General features: G+C 65.5%; 13 protein-coding genes. 6 read left to right on the forward strand and 7 right to left on the reverse strand.

Annotated features, from left to right (window positions below; all coding sequences use genetic code 11):
* Positions 1-160: 160 nt before the first annotated feature.
* Complete coding sequence (locus AC3WP6_RS07965; RefSeq protein ID WP_492627191.1) at positions 161-2098, reverse strand: M61 family metallopeptidase; 1938 nt, start codon at positions 2096-2098, stop codon at positions 161-163.
* 82 nt (positions 2099-2180) lie between these two features.
* On the opposite strand from AC3WP6_RS07965, the gene AC3WP6_RS07970 reads away from it, so the two are divergent.
* Positions 2181-2753 carry a DUF924 family protein gene (locus AC3WP6_RS07970; RefSeq protein WP_492628660.1) on the forward strand — a complete coding sequence of 191 codons (573 nt, stop codon included), beginning with the start codon at positions 2181-2183 and terminating at the stop codon, positions 2751-2753.
* Positions 2754-2815: 62 nt separating this feature from the next.
* Here AC3WP6_RS07970 and AC3WP6_RS07975 read toward each other — a convergent pair whose 3' ends face one another.
* Together AC3WP6_RS07975 and AC3WP6_RS07980 are read right to left on the reverse strand one after the other, a co-directional pair.
* Entirely contained in the window at positions 2816-5074 is a 2259-nt protein-coding gene (locus AC3WP6_RS07975; protein WP_492627192.1) for a thiamine pyrophosphate-dependent enzyme, read from the reverse strand.
* Between the two features lie 101 nt (positions 5075-5175).
* On the reverse strand, positions 5176-6348 hold the full coding sequence (locus tag AC3WP6_RS07980; protein WP_492627193.1) for an acyl-CoA dehydrogenase family protein: 1173 nt from the start codon (positions 6346-6348) through the stop codon (positions 5176-5178).
* A gap of 128 nt (positions 6349-6476) precedes the next feature.
* Between AC3WP6_RS07980 and AC3WP6_RS07985 the strand changes: the two genes are divergently transcribed.
* Positions 6477-7352 (forward strand): DMT family transporter, encoded by an 876-nt coding sequence (locus tag AC3WP6_RS07985; RefSeq protein WP_492627194.1) that lies wholly within the window; start codon positions 6477-6479, stop codon positions 7350-7352.
* A 42-nt stretch (positions 7353-7394) separates the two neighbouring features.
* Entirely contained in the window at positions 7395-8279 is an 885-nt protein-coding gene (locus AC3WP6_RS07990; protein ID WP_492627195.1) for an aldo/keto reductase, read from the forward strand.
* 30 nt (positions 8280-8309) lie between these two features.
* Here AC3WP6_RS07990 and AC3WP6_RS07995 read toward each other — a convergent pair whose 3' ends face one another.
* From AC3WP6_RS07995 to AC3WP6_RS08005, 3 genes are all read right to left on the reverse strand, one after another.
* Positions 8310-9233 (reverse strand): 5'-nucleotidase, encoded by a 924-nt coding sequence (locus AC3WP6_RS07995; RefSeq protein WP_492627196.1) that lies wholly within the window; start codon positions 9231-9233, stop codon positions 8310-8312.
* 232 nt (positions 9234-9465) lie between these two features.
* On the reverse strand, positions 9466-10227 hold the full coding sequence (locus AC3WP6_RS08000; RefSeq protein ID WP_492627197.1) for an NAD kinase: 762 nt from the start codon (positions 10225-10227) through the stop codon (positions 9466-9468).
* 190 nt (positions 10228-10417) lie between these two features.
* Positions 10418-15340 carry an NAD-glutamate dehydrogenase gene (locus AC3WP6_RS08005; RefSeq protein WP_492627198.1) on the reverse strand — a complete coding sequence of 1641 codons (4923 nt, stop codon included), beginning with the start codon at positions 15338-15340 and terminating at the stop codon, positions 10418-10420.
* Between the two features lie 419 nt (positions 15341-15759).
* On the opposite strand from AC3WP6_RS08005, the gene AC3WP6_RS08010 reads away from it, so the two are divergent.
* Both AC3WP6_RS08010 and AC3WP6_RS08015 read left to right on the forward strand, forming a co-directional pair.
* A complete protein-coding gene (locus tag AC3WP6_RS08010; protein WP_492627199.1) occupies positions 15760-16944 on the forward strand; it encodes an efflux RND transporter periplasmic adaptor subunit in 1185 nt (394 codons plus the stop codon).
* Between the two features lie 12 nt (positions 16945-16956).
* Positions 16957-20115, forward strand: a complete 3159-nt coding sequence (locus AC3WP6_RS08015; RefSeq protein ID WP_492627200.1) for a multidrug efflux RND transporter permease subunit — start codon at positions 16957-16959, stop codon at positions 20113-20115.
* Between the two features lie 216 nt (positions 20116-20331).
* Here AC3WP6_RS08015 and AC3WP6_RS08020 read toward each other — a convergent pair whose 3' ends face one another.
* Positions 20332-21492, reverse strand: coding sequence for an acyl-CoA dehydrogenase family protein (locus AC3WP6_RS08020; RefSeq protein ID WP_492627201.1), 1161 nt, complete (start codon positions 21490-21492; stop codon positions 20332-20334).
* A gap of 196 nt (positions 21493-21688) precedes the next feature.
* On the opposite strand from AC3WP6_RS08020, the gene AC3WP6_RS08025 reads away from it, so the two are divergent.
* Positions 21689-22624 (forward strand): metalloregulator ArsR/SmtB family transcription factor, encoded by a 936-nt coding sequence (locus AC3WP6_RS08025; RefSeq protein ID WP_492627202.1) that lies wholly within the window; start codon positions 21689-21691, stop codon positions 22622-22624.
* The last annotated feature ends 3 nt before the right edge of the window (positions 22625-22627 follow it).

Raw genomic sequence — 22627 nt, forward strand, 5'->3', positions numbered from 1 at the left:
AGGGCAGCGCCGAACAGGCGGCGGGAAGGAGCAGCGAAGGTCAGGGCGTCGTATCCGTCAGGGTGCCGGGGAGGCCGGGGGGCATGTGCTGTCGGCGGATTGCCGCAGTGCTCCATCTTGTCACAGCTGGCATGGCGCGCCGCCCCGGCCCCGGCGTCCCTCAGTGCCTCGCCGCAATGATCTGTCCGAGGTAATCCGCCGTGCCGGCAATGCGCTCCAGGTGCGGATAGCGCAGCCCGTCGTGGTAATCGATGCTCACCGTCTGCAACTGGTCCTGATACTTCAGCAGCAGCGCAATCGGCGCCTGGTTGCCCTTGGCGGCGGCAATGGCCTCCTTGAGCGCGTCACGCGAATACGCCTGCCCGTTCACCGCCACCAGCTTGGCGCCGGTACTGATACCAGCCTTGAACGCCGGGCCATTCCAGCGCACGTCGTTGATCTCGCCGTGCTTGTCCAGCGTGAGGCCGATCGACCACGCGAAGTTGAAGAGGTGGCGCGGCGATTCGCGGCGCGCGTCGTACTGCTTCTCGTAGGCGCTCGGCGTATCGGTGTACACCAGCTTCCAGCCGGCGGCGGCCAGCCCTTCGGTGAGCGGCGGGTCGAGTGCATCCACGCGCGCCTTGAGGAACCCGGCCCAGTCGAATGGCGCGACCGCGTTCAAAGCCGCAACCACGTCGTCGAAGGTGTAGGTCCTGGTCACGTAGCTGCCGTTGTCGACGCCGAAGAACGCTCGCGCGAAATCGTCCAGCGACCGCTGGTCATGCGTGAGCGCACGCAATTTCGCATCCACCGCCAGCCACATCATCTGGCCGCCGGAGTAATAGTCCTCGCTCATCTGCCAGCTGCGGTATGGCAGGGACTGGCGATGTGCGGCGGTGGCGTCGTTGGTGGTGTCCTCCAGCGTGCGCCACTGGAAGCCCGGGCGGTTCACGTCGTAATTGGCCGCCACCATCGCCAACGCATCGCGGAACTGTTCGGGCGTCCACAGACCGGAACGCGCGGTGAGCACGAAACCCCAATACTGGGTCTGGCCCTCGTAGACCCACAGCAGCGAATCGCCCATCGGCACGTTGAAGTTCGGCGTGGCGAGATCCGCCGGGCGCCGGAACTTGCCGTTCCACGAGTGCACGTATTCATGTGCCAGGAGATCGCGATTGGGCGCGTTGTCGGCCCATGCAGTGAAGTAGTCCGCGCCCATGCCGTCTTCGCTCGACTGGTGGTGTTCCAGCCCGTTGCCGGCCAGTACGTCGGAGAGCGAGAACAGGAAATCGTAGTGGTCGTAATGGTGTGAGCCGAACAGCTGCACCGCCTGCATCGCCAGCGCCTGATGCGCCTTGAGCTGCTCCGGCGTGATCGCGAGGTACTTCGGTGCATCCGCCACCACGTCCAGATGCACTGGCGCACCATCCGGCGGGGTGAGATTCACGCGCTTGAAGTAACGGCCAGCGTAGATCGGGGAGTCGACCAGGTTGTTGTAGCTCACCGGCTTGAACGTGGTGGTGCCACCAGTGTGCGTAGCGGTTTCCAGCGCACTGCCGAACTGCCAACCGGCCGGCAGCGTCACGCTTGGTGCCACCTTGATGTCCCGCGAGTAGTACCCCGCGGGATACAGGCTGACCTTGTCCCATTCGAGCATCAGCATGCGATCGGTCATTTCGAACCCGCCGCGGCGCGGGGAGAGGTATTCGAACGTGGCGTCGAGGCTGCTCACCCCGGCCGGCACATCGAGGTGAAAGGCATACACGTCGTATTTGTCGCGCATCCACGCCACCGGCTTGCCGTTGGCGCTGAGCTTCAAGCCGGCCAGCATCGCGATCGGGCCACTGGGCGAATGGTTGCCCGGGATCCACTGCGGGTACAGCAGCGTGAGCTTGCCGGGTTTGACCGGAATGGTCTCGTGCACGCGGAAAATGCCTTGCCGGGTGTCGCCGGCGTCCACACGCAACGTGATGGTGCCGGGGTACGGCGCGTCCTGCGGGGCCGGCACCTGTGCCTCGCGTGCCACCTGCGCCGCTGCGGGCAGAGTCGTCATGCCCATCGTCACCGCCACGGCAAGACACGCGGCCAGCGGCGAGCGCAGCAAGGATGCAAACGACATGACGATCCCCTCCTGGTATGAAAGATCGCGCCAACTTAGCACCGCACCACCGGCGAGCGCGGGTGCCATGAGGCATGCCATCATGCCGACAGGTCTTGGCTGCGCGAGGAGCATTTCCATGTCGCACAGTGCCACTGATGTCGTGGATTTCTGGCGCACCGCAGGCGCCGGCAAATGGTTCGCGAAAGATGATGCCTTCGACCAGGCCTTCCGCACGCGATTTCTCGACCTGCACTTCGCGGCCGCGCGGCGCGAGCGGGACGACTGGCTGGCAACGCCGCCGGGCGCCCTGGCACTGCTGATCCTGCTCGACCAGTTTCCGCGCAACGCCTTTCGCGGCACCGCGCACATGTTCGCCACCGACCCGCTGGCGCTCGGCTTTGCGCGACTGGTCGTTGCACGCGAACTGGATCGGCAGGTCGAGCCCCTGCTGCGCGTGTTTTGCTACCTGCCCTTCGAGCACAGCGAAGCGGCGGCCGACCAGGAGCGTTCAGTGGTGCTGTGCGACGCCCTGCGCGGCCACGACCAGTGGGCGCACATGCACCGCGACATCATCCGGCGCTTCGGCCGTTTCCCACACCGCAACGCGGTGCTCGGGCGCGAGACCACGCCCGAGGAACAAGCCTTTCTGGAGGCCGGCGGCTTTACCGGCTAGGAACGTTTGTGTGGGTCGGTACTTTTCGAATCCCGAATCCCTTATCGCTCCAATCCCGGCCTTCAAGCCAGCTCGTGCGCCGCGGCCACGACGTCGGCCTCGCCGGGCAGCACCAGGAATGCCGCGCCGCCAAGCGGCGTGAAGGTGTCGGCGCCAACCACGCGGCGTAGCGGCGTGGCACCGAGCCCGGCTTCGGCAACGGCGGTGATGATGCCCTCGCCCACGCCGGCGCTCTTGCGGCCTTCGTCCAGCACGATGATGCGCTTGGCACCTCTTGCCTGCGCGGCAATGAAGTCATCGTTCAGCGGCACCAGCCAGCGCAGGTCGACCACGCGCACCTTCCATTTCAGTTCCTGCTCGATGGTCCGTGCCGCGCGCAGCGCCATCGGCACGCCGTTGCCGTAGGTGAACACGACGAGGTCCTTCGCCTTGGGCGCGTACACGCGGCCAGCGCCGAGCGGCATCGCCTCGCCGGGCGCCGGCCAGGCGAACTGCCACGCGCCGTCGCCGGGTTCGTACAGATCCTTGGTCATGTACAGCGCGATCGGTTCGAGGAACGCGCATACGCGACCGTCGACCTTGGCCAGCGCCATCAGCGTGCGCAGCATGGTGGCCGCATCGTCGCCACGGCTCGGACAGCCGACGACGATGCCGGGAATGTCGCGCAGCGCGGTGATCGAGTTGTCGTTGTGGAAGTGTCCGCCAAAACCGCGCTGGTAGCCGAGGGATGCCACCCGCACCACCATCGGGTTGCGGTATTGGCCATTGGAGAAGAACTGCAGACTGGCCGCTTCGCCGCGGATCTGGTCGGCGGCATTGTGCAGGTAGGCGAGATACTGGATTTCCGGGATCGGCAGGAACCCCATGTTCGCGTAGCCCTGCGCCAGCCCGAGGATGGTGGTTTCGTCCAGCAACGTGTTGAAGATGCGCGTGCCGTGGAAGGTTTTGTAGAGGCCCTTGGTGACGGTGTACACGCCGCCCTTCTGCGCCACGTCCTCGCCGAAAATCAGCGTCTCCGGGTATTTGGCCATCAGATCGTGCAAGGTCTGGTTGATCTGGATGGCCAAATGGCGCGGCGGCTGGTTCTCGGGCAGGTGCTCGGTGCCGCCGAATGCTTGGTTGCGCGCGTCGGCGTAATCGGCGCGCTCGGCCTCGGCACGCACCGCATCCGCCGTGTACGGCGCAAGCGGCGCCATCACTTCGTCCAGCGTAGTCAGCTTGGGGCAGTGGTCGGCGGCTTCGGCCGCGGCAAAACAACGCTTGCGCGTGGCCTCGTACAGCGCCAGCAGTGCCTCTTTCGTATACAGCCCCGATTCGAGCGCCATCGTGGCCGAGCGCAACAGCGGGTCGGTCGCTTCCAGCGCCACCAGCTCCTCGATGCTGCGCCATTCGATCTCGAAATCGGTACCGGCGTGGCCGGTGAGGCGCGTGGTACGCAGGTGCAGGAACGTGGGACGACGGGTGCGGCGGCAGTGCTCGATGGCGGCCTGCACCTGCGCATAACCGGTGGCGAGATCGAGGCCGTCGGCAAAGAAATAATCGAGGTTGTCGCGGTGGCTGAAATTGCTCGCCACCCAGCCGCTCGGCGTCTTTACCGAAATGCCGATACCGTTGTCCTCGCACACGAACAACACTGGCGCGGGCAGTTTCTGGTAGGCCGTCCAGCCCGCGGCATTGAAGGCAGTCTGTGCGGTGGCGTGGTTGCTCGACGCATCGCCGAACGAGCACACGACGATTGAATCCTCTGGAATGGGAAGCCGGTGGTGCATGCGCCTGGCGTGATCGATCGCGATGGCAGTGCCGAGCGCCTTGGGCAGGTGCGAAGCGATGGTCGAGGTCTGCGGCAGTACCCACAGGGGTTTGGAACCCCACACCTTGTGCCGGCCGCCGGAGGCCGGATCGGCTGCGCTGGCCGCAAACGACAGCGCCGCGTCGTGCACCGGGTCAATGCCGGACACCTGGCGCGAGCGCTCGACCATGAATGCGCCTGAGCGGTAATGCAGAAACGCCGGGTCGGTGTGCCGCGTGAGCCGCGCCACCATCGCGTTGCCTTCGTGGCCGGCGGATCCGATGGTGTAGAACACCTTGTTTTGCACGCGCAGCACGCGCGCCATGAGGTCGAGATGGCGCGAGATGAGTTGCGATTCGAACAGTTCGCGGAAGCCCCCGGCGTCCAGTGCGCTGTCCGGCTGGATAGGTGCGTCGTCCGCCGGACGCATGCGTGCCTCGCCGTGCCAGCTTTCGACAAACTCGATGAAGTTGCGGTCGACGATCTCGGCGCGATTGAAACCTTTTTGGCGCGCGGCAACGGGCGTGGACATGGATGACACCTGCAATCGGGAAACGCCGCCACGCGGCGGCGAGGAGAATGCCGGGTAGCGTGGTCAACGACACCCGGCGCAAGGCACGTTGTACGGTGGTGTCAGAACGCGTTGACGCCGGTCAGCTCACGGCCAACCACCAGTTGGTGCACCGTCTGCGTGCCTTCGTAGGTCACCACCGATTCCAGATTCAGTGCGTGCCGGATGGCGGCGTGCTCGGTGGTGATGCCGGCGGCGCCGAGGATGTCGCGGCACTCGCGCGCGACGTCGAGCGCCATGCGCACATTGTTCCACTTGGCCAGCGACACCTGGGTCGCAGCCATCGTGCCGGCATCCTTGTAGCGGCCAAGCTGCAGCGAGAGGAGCTGCGCGGTGGTGATGCGCCGCGCGATGTCGGCCAGGCGCAACTGGATCGCCTGGTTGGCAGCCAGCTTGCGGCCGAACAGCTCGCGCTCGGCGGTGTAAGCCAGCACTTCGGCCAGACACGCCTGCGCGGCGCCGATCGGTCCCCAGCTGATGCCGTAACGCGCCTGGTCGAGACACGAAAGCGGACCGCGCAAGCCCTTAACGTTCGGCAACCGGTTCGCGTCAGGCACACGCACGTTGTCGAGGAACAGCGCGCTGGTGACCGAGGCGCGCAGGCTCATTTTCTTGTGGATTTCCTGCGCCGCGAAGCCCTTGGTGTCGGTCGGCACCAGGAAACCGCGGATGCCGTCGTCGGTCTGCGCCCAGACCAGCGCGATGTGCGCGAGGTTGCCGTTGGTGATCCACATCTTGGCGCCGTTGATGACCCAATCGTCGCCGTCGCGCCTGGCGCGGGTTTTCATGTTGGCCGGGTCGGAGCCACCGTGCGGTTCGGTCAGGCCGAAGCAACCGATGATCTCGCCCGCGGCCATTTTCGGCAGGTAGTGGCGCTTCTGCTCTTCGCTTCCGAACGCGAAGATCGGGTACATCACCAGCGAGCTTTGTACCGACGCGAAGCTGCGTAGGCCGGAATCCCCGCGTTCCAGCTCCTGGCAGATAAGCCCGTAGGCCACTCCGCTCATCCCGGCGCCGCCGTATTCACTCGGGATCGTCGCGCCAAGCAGGCCGAGGCCAGCGATGTCCGGAATCAGTTCGGCGGGGAAGCGTGCCGCGTCGAAGCAGTCGCCGATGATCGGCAAGACCTTCTCGTCGATGAAGCGGTGCACGGTGTCCTGCACCATGCGCTCCTCGTCGCTGAGCAGCGAACGTACGTCGTACAGATCAAGCGGGTTCAAGCGGGCAGCGGCCATGGACGGCACATCCGGAAAGAGAGTCTGCCAATTTTATCGGCGCATGCCTCGCGGGTCATGCCGGGGTGCAGCAGGCACCGGCGTGCAACGTGCGATCATGACGCGCCTCCCCGCCCTGCCCGCCTCGCATGTTCAAAGGTGTCTTGCTCGGTTTTGCGTGTTTTGCCGCGTTTTCCATCAGCGATGCCTTCGTCAAGGCGATCCGCGGTGGCGTGCCGCCGTATGAATCGGTCTTCATCGGTGCCGTGCTCGGTTTGTTGGCACTGCCGTTCATCAAGGGCGAGGGCGACCGCTGGCGCGACACCTTCGTCTCGCGCCGCCCGGCCATTTGGTGGACGCGGGCGCTGACCGGCGCGATCGGCAACATCACTTCGGTCATCGCCTTCACGCTGCTGCCGATGGCCGAGGTGTTTGCGCTGATCTTCCTGATGCCGATCTTCGTCACCCTGCTGTCGGTGGTGTTTTTGCACGAGCGCGTCGGCTGGCGCCGCTGGACGGCGGTTGTCGTCGGCTTCATTGGCGTACTGGTGGTGCTGCGCCCCGGCTTTCGCCATCTGGGCGTGGGCCACTTCGCGGCGATTGCCTGCGGGCTGGCAGGCGCCGTCTCGTTGGTGGTGCTGCGTCTGGGCGGTGCGGATGAGAAACGCGTCAGCCTGTATGGCGCCAGCATGATCGGCCCGATCGTCGCCGGCGGCGCCTTGATGGTGCCGCAACTCATGGCCCCCGACACCGTGCAGTGGGGTTTGCTTGCCGGCTATGGGTTGTTGTCCGGCCTGGCCGGCGTGCTTTTGATGTACGCGACCAAACTTGCCCCTGCCAACCGGGTTGCGCCGACCCAGTACAGCCAGATGCTGTGGGCCATCGCCTTCGGTTACTGGCTGTTCGACGACCACCTCGACTGGCCGATGGCGATCGGCATTGCGCTGATCCTCGGCAGCGGGTTGTTCACACTGGTCCGCGAGGAGCGCCGGACAACCTGGTGGCGTCGCACGAAACTGCTCTGATGCCAGCCGCGGCATACTGGTGCTTTCGATGACCTGCCCTGCATGACCATGCCCACCGACTCCAGCGTGACCTGCCCCATTGTTGCCGGCCTGTGGCGGCTGGCCGACTGGCAACTGGACGTGCCGTCCCGCGTGCGCTGGATCGAGCAGGCGCTGGATCTCGGCATCACCCGCTTCGACCACGCGGACGTCTACGGCGATTACCGCGTGGAAAGCCTGTTCGGTGAGGCACTGAAGGCCGTGCCTTCGCTGCGCAAGCGGATGCAGATCATCACCAAATGCGGTATCCGCCTGCACACGGATTCCCGTCCTTGCCGCGTCGACTACTACGATTCCTCAGTGGGCTATGTGCGTGCGCAGGTCGAGCAATCGCTGCGCAACCTGCACGTGGAGCAACTGGACCTGGTACTGATCCATCGCCCCGATTACCTGATGGATGCCGACGCCCTGGCCGACACGTTCCGCGCGTTGACGCGCGAGGGCAAGGTCGCGCGCTGGGGCGTGTCGAACCATTCGGCCAGCCAGTTTGCCCTGCTGCACGCGCACCATCCGCTGGCGACCAACCAGATCGAGCTGTCGACACTGGCAACCGGCGCCCTGGACGACGGCACGCTCGATCAGGCCCAGCAACTCGGGTTGCCACCGATGATCTGGTCGCCGCTGGCGGGTGGACGGTTGTTCACCGGGACGGATGCACAGGCCGTGCGCGTGCGCGCGGAAATGACGCGCATCGCGGCACACCTCGACATCAGCCTCACTACGCTGGCGTTCGCCTGGCTGCTGCGCCACCCGTCGCATCCCCAGCCGATCACCGGCAGCCGGCGCATCGACCGCTTGCGCGAGGCGGTTGCCGCGTTGGACGTGAAACTTGACGCCGAGGATTGGTACGCGATCCTGATCGCGAGTCGAGGTTGTCCAATGCCGTGAGGCCGGTACCCAGGGCCCCACCCACAACGATCAGCTGTTGCCCACGCCGCTTGGCACGTGCCCGGTCGCCACATGCTTGCGTGCGGACTCCACGTTGGCCGGCGAATCGTCGAAAAAGATGTCGGCGCCGAAAGCGTCGAGAAACGGCCCCTTGTCGCGTCCGCCGAGGAACAGCGCCTCGTCGATGCGCACGCCCCAGCGGCGCAGGGTAAGAATCACCCGCTTGTGCGCCGGCGCCGAGCGTGCAGTCACCAACGCAGTACGGATCGGCGAGTTTTCTGCCGGAAATGCTGCCTGCAGGTGATGCAGCGCGGTGAGGAAACCACGAAACGGGCCGACCGAAAGCGGCTCGGTGGCATGTTCCACTTCGTTGCGATGAAACGCTTCGAGGCCTTCCTCGCGCGACACCCGTTCGCCTTCGTCGCCGAAGATCACCGCATCGCCGTCGAACGCCACGCGCAGCTGTTCGCCGGCCCGCGACGGCGCCGTGCCCGGCAGGATGGTGGCGGCCGCCACGCCGGCCTTGAGTGCGCGCGCCACGTCTTCCGCGTTCGCCGACAAGAACAGGTCGGCGTTGAACGGCGCCACGTAGTCCGACGTCGGCGCCCCGCTGGTGAACGCCGCGCGACTGATGTCCAGCCCGTAATGCTGGATCGCGTTGAAGATGCGCAACCCGGTGTCGCCCGAGTTGCGCGACAGGAGGATCACTTCCACCGGCGGCACATCGGCCGCGAGCTTGTTCAAGCCCAAGAGCTTCTGCACCAGCGGAAACGCCACGCCGGGCTTCAGGATCTCGTCCTCGTGCGCAATCTGGAACGACCGATAAGCGTCCAACCCCTCGCGCTGGAACAGCGCGTGGCTCGCGCCGAGGTCGAACAGCGCGCGCGAAGAAATTGCCACCACCAGGCGCTTGTCGGCGCTGGCGGCCGGGTCGTGGACGGAGATCTGGGCCATGCCGGCATTCTGGTTGCGCGGCGAGGGGAAGTGCAAGGAGCTGGGATTCGGGAGTGGGGATTTGAGATTCGTAAAAGTGGCCGCTCGCGAGTTTGCACCTTGGTGGGTCGGGCTTCAGCCCGACTGCCGCCGCATGGGCAGGCTGGAACCCACCGCCACGAGGACAACCCCGCCTCGCGGGGGAGTTGTTCTTCCGAACTCCCAATCCCACTCCCGAATCCCGGTCTCCCAATCACTCCACCGCAAATTGCTCGTCCAAGATGCGTTGCTCCAGGTTGTGTTCCGGGTCGAACAGCAAGCGCACGCCGCGGCCTTCGGCCTGCGCCACGATGACTTCGCGCACGTCGCGCACTTCGTGGAAATCCGCGGTGGCGCTGACCGGGCGTTTGCCGGGGTCAAGAATGCGCAGGCCGACGCGGGTGCGGTGCGGCAGGATGGCACCGCGCCAGCGGCGTGGGCGGAACGGGCTGATCGCGGTGAGCGCGAGCACGTTGGCGTCCAGCGGCAGGATCGGGCCGTGCGCGGAAAGGTTGTAGGCGGTGGAGCCGGCCGGCGTGGCCACCATCAGGCCATCGCAGATGAGGTTGGGCAGCTTCACGGCGTTGTTGAGCCGCACTTCGAGGTGCGCGGCCTGATTGCTCTGACGCAGCAGCGAGACCTCGTTGAACGCGATCGCCTCGCGCTTGTCGCCGTCGGCGGAAAACGTCGTCATTTCCAGCGGGTGCAGCTCCGCCGTATGGGCACGCGCAATGCGCGCCGGCAAGTCGTCGACGTGATGCATGTTCATCAGGAAACCAACGCTCCCAAGCTTCATGCCATACACCGGCACTTCAAGCGTGTGGTAGGCGTGCAGCGTGCGCAGCATGAAACCGTCGCCACCCAGCGCGACGATCAGCTCCGCTTCCGCAATCGGCGTCTCCCCGTAACGTTTGGCAAGCTCGCGTCGCGCCTGCTGGGCAACGTCGATGTCACTGGCAACGAAGGCGATATGCATGGGGGCCGGGATTCGGGAGACGAGATTCGGGATTCGGAAAAGCAAGCATCCCGCGGTTGCCATCGCTTCGGCAAGGCAGCCTCATTGGCGACACGCGAGGCGCATCGCCACAACCTGCTCCGCGCCGCTCAATCCGGCGCGGAGCAACCGCTGTCACGAATCTCGCATCCCCCATCCCGAATCTCCGCCCTCACCCCACCTGCGCCAGCTGTGCCAGCCGGCGGACGGCGACCGAGGCGATCGGATAGTCGGCGTCCTGGGTGAGGATTTCGGCAAGCATGCCGCGGGTGTGCTTGAGCGTCGGGTCGTCGCGGTTGAGCCAGGTCTGCACCGGCGAGGCATCGTGATCGGCGCCGGCGAGCGACAGTACCTGCTGCGCCAAGGCGCGATGCTGGTGGCTGAGCTCGTCCAGCAGCGAGCCGCGGGCCTGGGCGTGCCAGTGGCCTTCGACCGGCAGCGCCTCGATCTGGCCGCGCAGCCATTCGAGGTCGAGCACTTCGCCCAGCTCGTAGAACACGTGGGCCACCTGCTCCATCGGACGCTTGGCCTGCTCGGCGACATCCACCATGTCCAACGCCGCACGCAGTTCGGGCAGGCGCGCCATGCGCAGGGCGAGTTCAGCCGGCAGGCCAAGGCTCTCCCATTTCTCGCAGGTGCTCTTGAAATCGACCTTGCCGGCGTCGGTCAGCACCGCCGGCAGCGCCTTGCGCAACGTGCTGACGCCCGATTGGAAGCGCGCGACGTTGGCGGCGATATCCAGCGTGCCGTTCGGCCGGTTGAGCAGCCAGCGCGTCATGTGGCGCAGCTGCGACCACACCTGCATCACCGCGTCGATCTGGGTATTTTCCGCCACCTTGCTGTCCAGCGTCTCGATCTGCGCCCACAGGTCGCGCGCTTCGAGAATCTCGCGCGCGGCGGTGTAGGCCTTGGCGATCGCCGCCGGACCTTTGCCGGTGTCCTCCTGCATGCGCAGCATGAAGGTGGCGCCCATGCGGTTGATGGTGGAGTTGGTCACCATTGTGGAGATGATTTCGCGCTTCAGGCGGTGGCGCTGCATGTGCGCCGCATATTTTTCATGCAGCGGCTCGGGGAAGTAGCGCACCAGCTCCTTGGACAGATACGGGTCCTCCGGCACATCCGAATCAAGCAACTGCTGGAACAGGCGGATCTTGTCGTAGGACAAGAGGATCGCCAGTTCCGGCCGGGTCATGCCCAGCCCGTGCGCCTTGCGATCCTGCAGCTCGGCGTCGCTCGGCAGGTTGGTGACCTGGCGATCGAGCTGGCCCTCGGACTCCAGCGTGCGGATGAAGTGCGCCATCGAGCCGATGCGCTTCACCGACTGGTGCTCCAGGAGCGTGATCGCCTGGTTCTGCCGGTAGTTGTCCCACAGCACGAGGTGCGCCACCTCGTCGGTCATCGCGGCAAGCTGGCGGTTGCGATCGTCCTCGCTCATCTCATTGCGATGCACCGCGTCGTTCAACAGGATCTTGATGTTCACCTCGTGGTCGGAGGTGTCGACACCGGCGGAGTTGTCGATGAAGTCGGTGTTGAGCAGCACGCCTTTCTGCGCGGCTTCCATGCGGCCCTTCTGGGTCATGCCGAGGTTGCCGCCCTCGCCGATGATCTTGCAGCGCAGCTCGCTGCCATCCACACGCAGGCCGTTGTTGGCGCGGTCGCGGGCATCGGCGTGGGTTTCGGTGCTGGCCTTGACGTAGGTGCCGATGCCGCCGTTGAACAGCAGGTCGACCGGCGCCTTGAGCAGCGCGTTGATGAGCTCGTTCGGGGCCATGTGCTCGACGCCTTCCGGCAAACCGAGCGCAGCACGCGCTTCGGCCGAGACCGGGATCGACTTCAGGCTGCGCGGCCACACGCCGCCACCGGCGGAGATCAGCGACTTGTCGTAGTCGTCCCACGAGGAGCGCGGCAGCTTGAACATGCGCTGGCGCTCGGCCAGTGTCCGCGCCGGATCGGGGCTCGGGTCGATGAACACGTGGCGATGGTCGAACGCGGCCAGAAGCTTCATGTGCGGCGACAGCATGGCGCCGTTGCCGAACACGTCGCCCGACATGTCGCCGATGCCGACGCAGGTGAAATCCTCGTTCTGGCAGTCGCGGCCCAGCGCGCGGAAGTGGCGCTTGACCGACTCCCACGCACCGCGCGCGGTGATGCCCATGCCCTTGTGGTCGTAGCCGTGCGAGCCGCCGGAGGCGTAGGCATCGCCCAACCAGTAGCCATGCTCGATCGAGATCGAGTTGGCGATGTCGGAAAACTTCGCCGTGCCCTTGTCGGCGGCCACCACCAGGTACGGGTCATCCGCGTCGTGGCGCACGCAGTCATGCGGATGCACGACCTTGCCTTCGACCAGGTTGTCGGTGATGTCCAGCAGGCCGTTGTTGAACAGCTTGTAGCAGGCAATGCCTTCGGCCTGCACCGCGTCGCGGTCCCCGCCTACCGGCGACTGTTTGACGAAGAAGCCGCCCTTGGAACCCACCGGCACGATCACGGTGTTCTTCACCATCTGCGCCTTGACCAGGCCCAGCACCTCGGTGCGGAAATCCTCGCGGCGGTCGGACCAGCGCAGGCCGCCGCGCGCCACCGGCCCGAAGCGCAGGTGGATGCCTTCGACCCGCGGCGCGGACACCCAGATCTCGCGGAACGGCACCGGCTTGGGCATGCCCGGCACGGCGTGGGAGTCGAGCTTGTAGCTGATGTAGTCGCGGTACTGCCCGTCCCACTGCTGGAAATAGCTGGTGCGCAGCGTGGCGTGGATCAACGCGACGTAGCTGCGCAGGATGCGGTCGTCGTCGAGGCTGGCGACGTTTTCCAGCAACGTGTTGATCGCCGCCTCGTAGGTCTTGACCTGCTCGGCGCGCGGCTGCGCCAATGCGGCAACCAGGTTGTCCACCAGGTTGGGGTTGGCCGTCTGCACGTTCCGCGGAATCAGCGCGGACATCTCGCCACGCAGCAGCTCACCGGCGGCCTTGAGCGCGGAGGCATCCAGCGACTCGCGCTGCGGGTCGAACTTGGCGAGAAACAGCTCGACCAGCAGGCCGGCGATGGCCGGGTAGCGGTTGAGCGCGCTTTCCATGTAGGCCTGGGAGAACGTGGTGCCCACCTGCAGCATGTACTTGCAGTAGCCGCGCAGCATCGCCACCTGGCGCCAGTCGAGCTTGGCGCCGAGCACCAGGCGGTTGAAGCCGTCGCTCTCGGCCTTGCCGCGCCAGACGTGCTCGAACGCGTGCTCGAACAGCGAGCCGACCTGCTCCGCCGTGAAGGTGAGCTTGCCGACCGGCTGCACTTCGAAATCCTGAATCGACAGCGCGAGTTTTTCGCCGCCAATCTCGTACACGTGCTCGGTCAGCACGCGCAGGCCGAGGTGCTCAAGCTGCGGCAGCACTTCGGACAATGCGATGTCGCCCGCCGAGCGGTAAACCTTGAAGCGCAACGTCTCGGGCGCCTTCGGCGGATGGTAGAACGACATCCGCAGCGCGTCGTCGCCTTCCAGCAGCGAGAGCTGGTAGACATCCTCGGCAGCCACCGCGGCGCTGGCATCCTCGACGTAGCCGGCCGGCAGCGCGGCGACGAAACGGTTGGCCAACACCACGCCGTCGTGTTCGCCACGCGCGCGGATCAACTCCTCGCGCACGTCGTCCTGCCAATTGCGCACGATCGCGGCCACGCCCTTTTCCAGGGCGGCCAGATCGTACTGCGGCAGATCGCCCACCTTGGGACGCAGCACGATGTGCAGGCGCGCCAGCGGGCCTTCGCCCATTTGCACCGAGGAGTCGATCTGCCCCGCCCGCAGGGTTTCGCCCAACAGGGTTTCGATCCGTTCGCGCACCGCAGTGTTGAAACGGTCGCGCGGTATGTACACCAGGCAGGTGAAGAACCGGCCGTAACGGTCGCGGCGCATGAACAGCCGCGTGTGCGCACGCTGGCGCAACTCGAGGATGCCGTTGGCCAAGGCATACAGCTCATCCTCGCTGGCCTGCATCAGCTCCTCACGCGGCAACGTTTCCATGATGTGGCGCAGCGTCTTGCCGGAGTACGAATCGCGTTTCAGGTTGGAACGCGCCAGTACCGCCTCGACCTTGTGGCGCAGCAGCGGCACATCCTGCGGGCGCGTCATGTAGGCATTGGAGGTGAACAAACCCAGGAAGCGCTGCTCGGCCACCGAGCGGCCATCGGCGCCGAAACGCAGCACGCCGATGTAATCCATGTAGCCGGCGCGATGCACGCGCGAGCGCGCATTGGTCTTGGTCAGGATGATGGCGTCGGTCGAACCGCTTTGCGGCAATTCGCTGGCAGCCAGTGTCTTCAGTGAGCGCGGGGCCATCGCGCGCTCGCTCTTGCGCAGGATGCCGAGACCGGAGCCGTCGACGGCACGCAGCACGCGATCGCCATCGGCGTCGGCGACTTCGTATTCGCGATAGCCGAGGAAAGTGAAATTGTCGGCCGCGACCCAGCGCAGGAATTCGCTGGCCTCGCTGGCCGAATCGGCGTCCATCGCCGGCTTGCGCTGCGGCAGCTCGCCGGCAATGGCCAGCGCCTTGTCGCGCATCGCCGACCAGTCGGCCACGGAAGCGCGCACGTCGTCCAGCGCCGCCGTCACCCGCGCGATCAGCGCCGATTGCTCGGCGGCATCGGCCACGCGGTCGATCTCGAAATGCATGACCGACTCGGCCTGCCCGGCCGCATCGAAGCCGGCCAGCTTGCCGGCGCCATCACGTCGCACCTTCACCACCGGGTGGATGACCGCGTGGATCTGCAGCCGCGTCGCAATCGCCATGCTCACGGTGTCGACCAGGAACGGCATGTCGTCGGTCACGATCTGCAAACGGCTGCGTCCGACGTGATTCGCTTCCGGGTTGAGCACGCGCACCGTCGCCTGCCCCGGCGTGCGCTGCTGCATGAAGTCCAGCAGGCCACCCACCAGGGCGGCCCACTGCGCCGGCGTGTGCAGATTGCGATCGCCCTCCGTACTGCGCGCAAAGAACGCGCCGATAAAAAATTGCGCCTCTTCAAGGCGCTGGGGGGAGAGCTTGGCTTGCTTCAAGACCTCGAGTACGGCGGTCTCCAGCGAAGCATCGTGGGCTGCGCGAATGGCATTCATGGCATCTACTGTGGAGTGGGAACGAATTGACGCGATAAAGCCCCAAAAGGATACGCTGTGCACAACGGTGAATCCACCGCGCAAGGCTGTTGTGCATAGCCGCATAAACCCTGCAGATTCTTGCTGTTGCGCAACATGTCTGTGGCCGTGTGGAGACGCTAGATCGCGGCTGGTGTGGCCTGCGTGTTTTGACGCCACGCAGCGAGCACGCCTGAACCGTGCCGGACTTCACTAAATTGTGTACTGTGCAGTATAGTTGGTGGCTCGTTGGCACCGCGCCCATCGACTTGCAGGCTTTCGCAACGAGCCCTTGACCTTCGGCACACGACATCCGGCTGGCGGAGCCGCAACGTTTACCTTTCGACGGACATGCGCGTTCCGCCGGTGATTCCCCCTTCACGCTTCGGTTTGGAGTCCCCATGAAATTTTCCTTTCTGCGCGCATCCGTCCTGTGCGCCGGTTTGTTTGCGCTGGCCGCTTGCGGCAACAAGAACGCCGGGCCGGCGCAGGCTCCAGCGCCGGATGTCGGTACGCTTGCGGTGCAGCCACAGAGCGAGCCGCTGACCAAGGATTTCGTTGGCCGCTTGTCGGCCTACCGCAGCGCCGACGTGCGTGCCCGCGTGGCGGGCCTGGTGCTCAAACGCAACTACATTGAGGGCAGCGACGTAAAGAAGGGCCAGCTGCTGTTCGAAATCGATCCGGCAACGTATCAGGCGGCGCTCAACGCCAGCCTCGCCAACCTTGCTGCGGCAAAGGCCACCTATGCGAATGCGCATGTGATCGCCGAACGCGACCGCAAGCTGGTGGCCAAGGGTTATGTGTCGCGCGCGCAGTTGGATACCGACGAGGCCGCCGAACGCAGCACCGCGGCCGCTGTGCAGCAGGCCCAGTCGAGCGTGGCCACCGCACGCATCAACCTCGGCTACACCAAGGTCACCGCGCCGATCGACGGCCGTGCCGGTCAGCAGCAGGTGACCGAAGGCGCCTTGGTCGGCAACGGCACCAGCGACGCCGGCGCCAACGCCACCTTGCTGACCACGGTCGACCAGATCGACCCGTTGTACGTGAACTTCACGATGAGCGTGGGCGACATGGAGCAGCTGCGCCAGTCGCAACAAAAGGGCAGCGTGACCCTGACGCAGCCCGATCAGTCCAGCGTGCAGGTGACCTTGCCCGACGGCAGCATTTACGGCCAGCCCGGCAAGCTTGATTTCACCTCTGCCACGGTCGACCCGGCCACGGGCTCGGTCAATTTGCGGGCACTGCTGCCCAACCCGCAACACACGCTGCTGCCGGGCATGTACGTCACGCTCAACGCCCGCCTGGGCGAACGGCACAAGGTGTTTGTGGTGCCGCAGCAGGCGGTGTTGCGCGACACCGTCGGTGCCTACGTCTACGTGGCCGGCCGCGATGGCAATGCCAAGCGGCATGACATCACGGCGGTGAGCATGCACGCCGGCAGCTGGATCGTGACTTCCGGCCTCGCCGCTGGCGACCAGGTGATTGTCTCGGGCGTGCAGAACGTGCACGACGACGCTCCGGTCAAGGCCTCGCCATGGAAACCGGAACCGGCCACCTCCGGCACCCCGGCCGGCGGCAAGTAACGGAGATCGACCATGCCGAGTTTTTTCATCGACCGCCCGATTTTCGCGTGGGTGGTGGCCATCCTGATTTCACTGGGTGGCGTGCTCGCCATCCTCAACCTGGGCGTGGAGTCCTACCCCAACATCGCACCACCACAGGTGACGGTGACGGCGAGCTATCCCGGCGCCAGCGCGGATACCACGGAAAAAACCGTGACCCAGGTGATCGAGCAGCAGCTCACCGGCGTCGATCACCTGCTCTACTTCAGCTCCTCATCGGCGTCCAACGGGCGTTCGCACATCACCCTTACCTTTGCGACCGGTACCGACCCCGACATCGCGCAGGTGCAGGTACAAAACAAGGTGGCGCTGGCCACGCCGCGCCTGCCGAGCGAAGTGACCCAGCAAGGCGTGGTGGTGGCCAAGGCCAACTCCGGCTTCCTGATGCTGGTGGCGCTGAAATCCGACAACCCGTCGATCAACCGTGATCGGCTGAACGACATTGTCGGCTCGCGGGTGCTCGACCAGATTGCCCGCGTGCCGGGCGTAGGCAACACGCAACAGTTCGGCGCCGAGTACGCCATGCGCATCTGGCTCAACCCGGACAAGCTGCAGGGCTATCACCTCTCCGCCACCCAGGTGCTCGCCGCCATCAAGGAGCAGAACGTGCAGTTCGCCGCCGGCTCGATCGGCGCCGATCCCGCGCTGCCAGGCCAGGGCCTGACCGCCACCGTGAATGCCGAAGGGCGGTTCACCAGCCCCGATGAATTTCGCGACATCATCCTGCGCGCCAATCCGGACGGCACCACGGTCAAGCTCGGCGACGTCGCCACGGTCGGCTTTGGGCCGCAAACCTACGGTTTCGACACCACCTACAACGGCAAGCCGATCGGCGCGTTCGCCATCATGCTGTTGCCAGGCGCCAATGCACTCGACGTTTCCACTGCGGTGCGCGCCAAGATGGACGAGCTGGCGGCGAGCTTCCCCGCGGGCGTCACCTGGTTCACGCCATACGACAGCACCACGTTCGTCAACATCTCGATCGACGAGGTGGTGCGCACGTTGATCGAGGCCGTCATCCTGGTGTTCCTGGTGATGCTGTTGTTCCTGCAGAACATTCGCGCCACCATCATTCCGACCCTGGTGATCCCGGTCGCGCTGCTGGGCACCTTCCTCGGCATGCTGGTGCTCGGGTTCACCATCAATCAGCTGACCCTGTTCGGCATGGTGCTGGCGATCGGCATCGTGGTCGACGACGCGATCGTGGTGATCGAAAACGTCGAACGCATCATGACCGAGGAGGGCCTCTCGCCCAAGGAGGCCACCCGCAAGGGCATGGGCGAGATTACCGGGGCGGTGATCGCGATCACCGCCGTGCTGGCCGCGGTGTTCATTCCGTCGGCGTTGCAGCCGGGCTCGTCGGGCATCATCTACCGTCAATTCGCGCTGACCATCGCGGTGTCGATGCTGTTCTCCGCCTTCCTCGCGCTGAGCTTCACTCCGGCGCTGTGCGCGAGCTTCCTCAAGCCGGAACACGAGAAGAAGAAAAACTTCGTGTTCCGTGCGTTCAACGCCGTGTTCGAGCGCGCGCGACGCTCCTACACCGGGCACGTTGGCAGCACGGTCAAGCATGCGCCGCGGTGGATGCTGGCGTTTGTATTGATCACCCTCGTGGCCGGGTTCCTGTTTACCCGCCTGCCTGGCAGTTTCCTGCCGGAAGAAGACCAGGGTTACGCACTGGCGATCATCCAGTTGCCGCCGGGCGCCAGCAAGGCGCGTACCAGCGCGGTGATGACGCAGGTGCGGCAGATCTTGAGCAAGGATCAGGATTTCGACGGCATCGTGGTGGTGACCGGCTTCAGCTTCATCGGCTCCGGCGAAAATGCGGGCATGGGCTTCATCAAGCTCAAGGATTGGTCGCAGCGCAAGGACACCGCGATGGACTTCATCCAGCGCGCCAACCGCGAGTTGCACGTCATCCGCGACGCGCGCATTTTCGTCAACAACGTGCCGACCATTCAGGGCCTCGGCCAGTTCGGCGGCTTCGACATGTACCTGCAGGATCGCGGTGGGTTTGGCCGTGATGCGCTCACCGCCGCACGCAACACGCTGCTGGCCAAGGCGGCGCAGGATCGCAACCTGATCGGCGTGCGGCCCAATGCGCTGGAGGATGCACCGCAGCTCAAGTTCAGCGTGGATCGCGTGCAGGCGCAGTCGATGGGGTTGTCGGCCACCGACGTCTACAACGCGATCAGCCTGATGTTGGCACCGGTGTACGTGAACGACTTCACCTACGGCGGACGCGTCAAGCGCGTGATGATGCAGGCGGATGCGGCCTACCGCATGAGCCCGGAATCGCTGCAGCACTTCTTCGTGCCGAGCAGCAGCCGGAAGGATGCCAGCGGCCTGCCGGCGATGATTCCGCTGTCGAACGTGGTGCACGCGAAGTGGCAAATGGGCTCCCCCTCGCTGACCCGCTACAACGGCTATTCGGCGGTGGAGGTTGTCGGCTCGCCGGCGCCCGGGCACGCCTCCGGCGAAGCGATGAACGAGATGCAGAAGATCGTCACCAGCGATTTGCCGCAGGGCTTCGGGTTTGACTGGACCGGCCAGTCGTACCAGGAAATCCTCTCGGGCAATGCGGCGACGTTGTTGATGGTGTTGTCGATCCTGATCGTGTTCCTCGCCCTGGCCGCACTGTACGAAAGCTGGTCGATCCCGGTGGCAGTGCTGCTGGTGGTGCCGCTGGGCCTCCTGGGCGTGGTGGTGTTCACCATGCTGCGCGGCCTGCCGAACGACCTCTACTTCAAGATCGGTCTGGTGACGGTGATCGGCCTGGCGGCGAAAAACGCGATCCTGATCGTGGAATACGCGGTGGCCGAGCAGGCTGCCGGACGCACGTTGCGCGAGGCAACGGTCGACGCCGCCCGCCTGCGCCTGCGCCCGATCCTGATGACCTCGCTGGCCTTCATCCTCGGCGTGTTCCCGCTGTTCGTCTCCAGCGGCGCCGGCGCCAACGCCCGCCACGGCATCGGTACCGGCGTGATCGGCGGCATGCTGTTCGCCACCTTCCTCGGCGTGCTGCTGATCCCGGTGTTCTACGTGGTGGTGCGGCGCCTGCTGGGCGACAAGCTGGATGGCGACACGGTGCCTGCGCCTGGGCCGCAGGTGTTTGATTCGGACCCGCGGTAGCGGGCGGGATACGGGATTGGGGATTCGGCACAGCAACAGCATCGCGTCCCCGAATCCTGTACCACCTCCCGATCAGAACAAGAAAGCCCCGGCCTTGCGGTCGGGGCTTTCTTGTCACTCAATCGCGGCACGCGCAGCGGTGCATGGCCCTGCACCAGCTGCCACAGGGCCGCTACGCTCTTGGGTGCCACCCATCCCGTATCCCGAATCCCGGCCTCACCGCAACCCGGTCTCGTTGCGCGCAATTACGATGCGCTGGATTTCGCTGGTGCCTTCGTAGATTTCGGTGATCTTGGCGTCGCGGAAGTAGCGCTCCAGCGGCAGCTCCCTGGAGTAGCCCATGCCGCCGTGGATCTGCACCGCCTGGTGGGCGATCCACATCGCGGCTTCCGATGCCGTGAGCTTGGCAATCGAGGCTTCGGTCCCGAAGCGGCCGCCGGTCTTTTCGGCTTCGCCCTTGGCCCAGGCCGCGCGCAGCGTGAGCAGGAAAGCGGCGTCAAGCTTGCATTTCATGTCGGCAATCTTGGCCTGCGTCATCTGGAAGCTGCCGATCGGCTTGCCGAACGCCTTGCGCTCGACAACCCACTTGAGCGTGGCCTGGTACGCCGCACGGCCAATGCCGATGGCCTGCGAGGCGATACCGATGCGACCGGCATCAAGCACACTCATGGCGAGTGAAAACCCCTTGCCTTCGGTGCCGAGCAGGTCATCCTTCGACGCCACGTAATCGGTGAACTCGATCTCGCAGGTGGCCGAGGCGCGGATGCCGAGCTTGGGCTCGGTCTTGCCGGCGCGGAAGCCGGCCTTGTGCGTGTCGATCAGGAACGCCGACACGCCCTTGGCGCCGACGCCCGGCGTGGTCACCGCAAACAGCAGGATGTAGCGCGCGACCGGGCCTGAGGTGATCCAGCTTTTCTTGCCGTTGATGACCCAGTCGCCATCGGCGTTTTTTGTGGCGCGGGTGTGCATCGCCGAAGCATCGGAGCCCGATTGCGGCTCGGTCAGCGCATACGCGCCAATGGCCTCGCCTTGCGCAATGGCGCGCACGTAGGTCTGTTTCTGCGTTTCCGTGCCGTGTTTCAGAATGGCGTTGCAGAACAGCGAGTTGTTGACGCTCATCACCGTCGCGGTGGCTGCGTCGGCGCTGGCGATCTCGATCATCGCCAGCACGTAGCCGATCGGGTCCATGCCGGCGCCGCCATATTCGGTCGGCACCTCGATGCCCATCAGCCCGAGCTGGCCCATCTCGCGGATGTTGTCCAGCGGGAACTCACCCTTGGCATCCAGCTCGGCTGCCACCGGCGCAATGCGCTTCTGGGCAAAATCACGGGCGATGGCCTGAATGGACAACTGGTCTTCGGTAAAACTGAAATCCATGGGGACTCCGATCCACAACGCGATGAAGAAAAGTCCCCGATTTTAGCGTTGCGCAACGCTGAACCTTGTGCGGATGCAGCACGCACGCCAAATCTCGCAACGGTTTCCTGGGCCACCGCCACTGCACCATTCACCTTGACGCACGTCAGGCTGCGGTCTAGCCTTCGTATCTCTTTATCGCGATAGATATAAAACGATGGACTTGGCGACCGCCTCCGCCGTACTGCGCCTGCTCGCCGACCCTACGCGCGTGCGCCTGCTGGCCCTGCTCGAAAGCGAAGAACTGACTGTGGCCGAACTGGCGGCGGTGCTGCATCTCGCGCAACCCCGCGTTTCCACCCACCTGGCCAAGCTCAAGGAGGCCGGCCTGGTGCGCGATCGCCGCGCCGGCGTCTCGGCGTACTACCGCGCCAACGTCGACACCGACGACAGCGACGCCGCCGAGCAATCGCTGATCGCGTCGCTGCGTACCAACATCAATGATGCACTGCTGCGCGAGGATGCCGCCCGCCTGCCGGTGGTGCTGGCCAGCCGCGCGCGCGCCGAAGGCTGGGCCGACACCGTGGCCGGCGACATGGAGCGGCATTATTCACCGGGCCGCACCTGGGAAACACTCACCCGCGCCCTGCTGCAGTTGCTCGGCACCGGCGACGTGCTCGACATCGCCTCCGGCGACGGCATCACCGCCGAGCTGCTGGCGCCGCATGCGCATTCCATCGTGTGTGTGGATTCCAGCGAGCGCGTGGTCGAAGCCGCGAAAAAACGGTTGGCGGCATTTACCAACGTCGAGGTACATCGCGGCGACATGCACGCCCTGGAGCTGGGCGAGCGCCGTTTCGATTTGGTGCTGATGCTGCACGCGCTGACCTACACCAACCACCCGGCCAAGGTCGTGGCCGAGGCCGCCCGCCTGCTGCGCCGCGGCGGCCGCCTGCTTGCCGTCACCCTGGGCAAGCACGACCACGGCACCGCGGTGGCCCCGTTCGACCACAAAAACCTTGGTTTCACCCGCGCCGAACTGGAGCGCCATGCGCTCGCCGCCGGGCTCAAGGTAGTCAGCTGCAACCGCCTGAGCCGCGAGCGCAAGGCCCCGCATTTTGAAGTCATCAGCCTGCTCGCCAGCAAGCATTGAGGA

The organism is Rhodanobacter sp. FW106-HT46G03 (assembly GCF_058789895.1).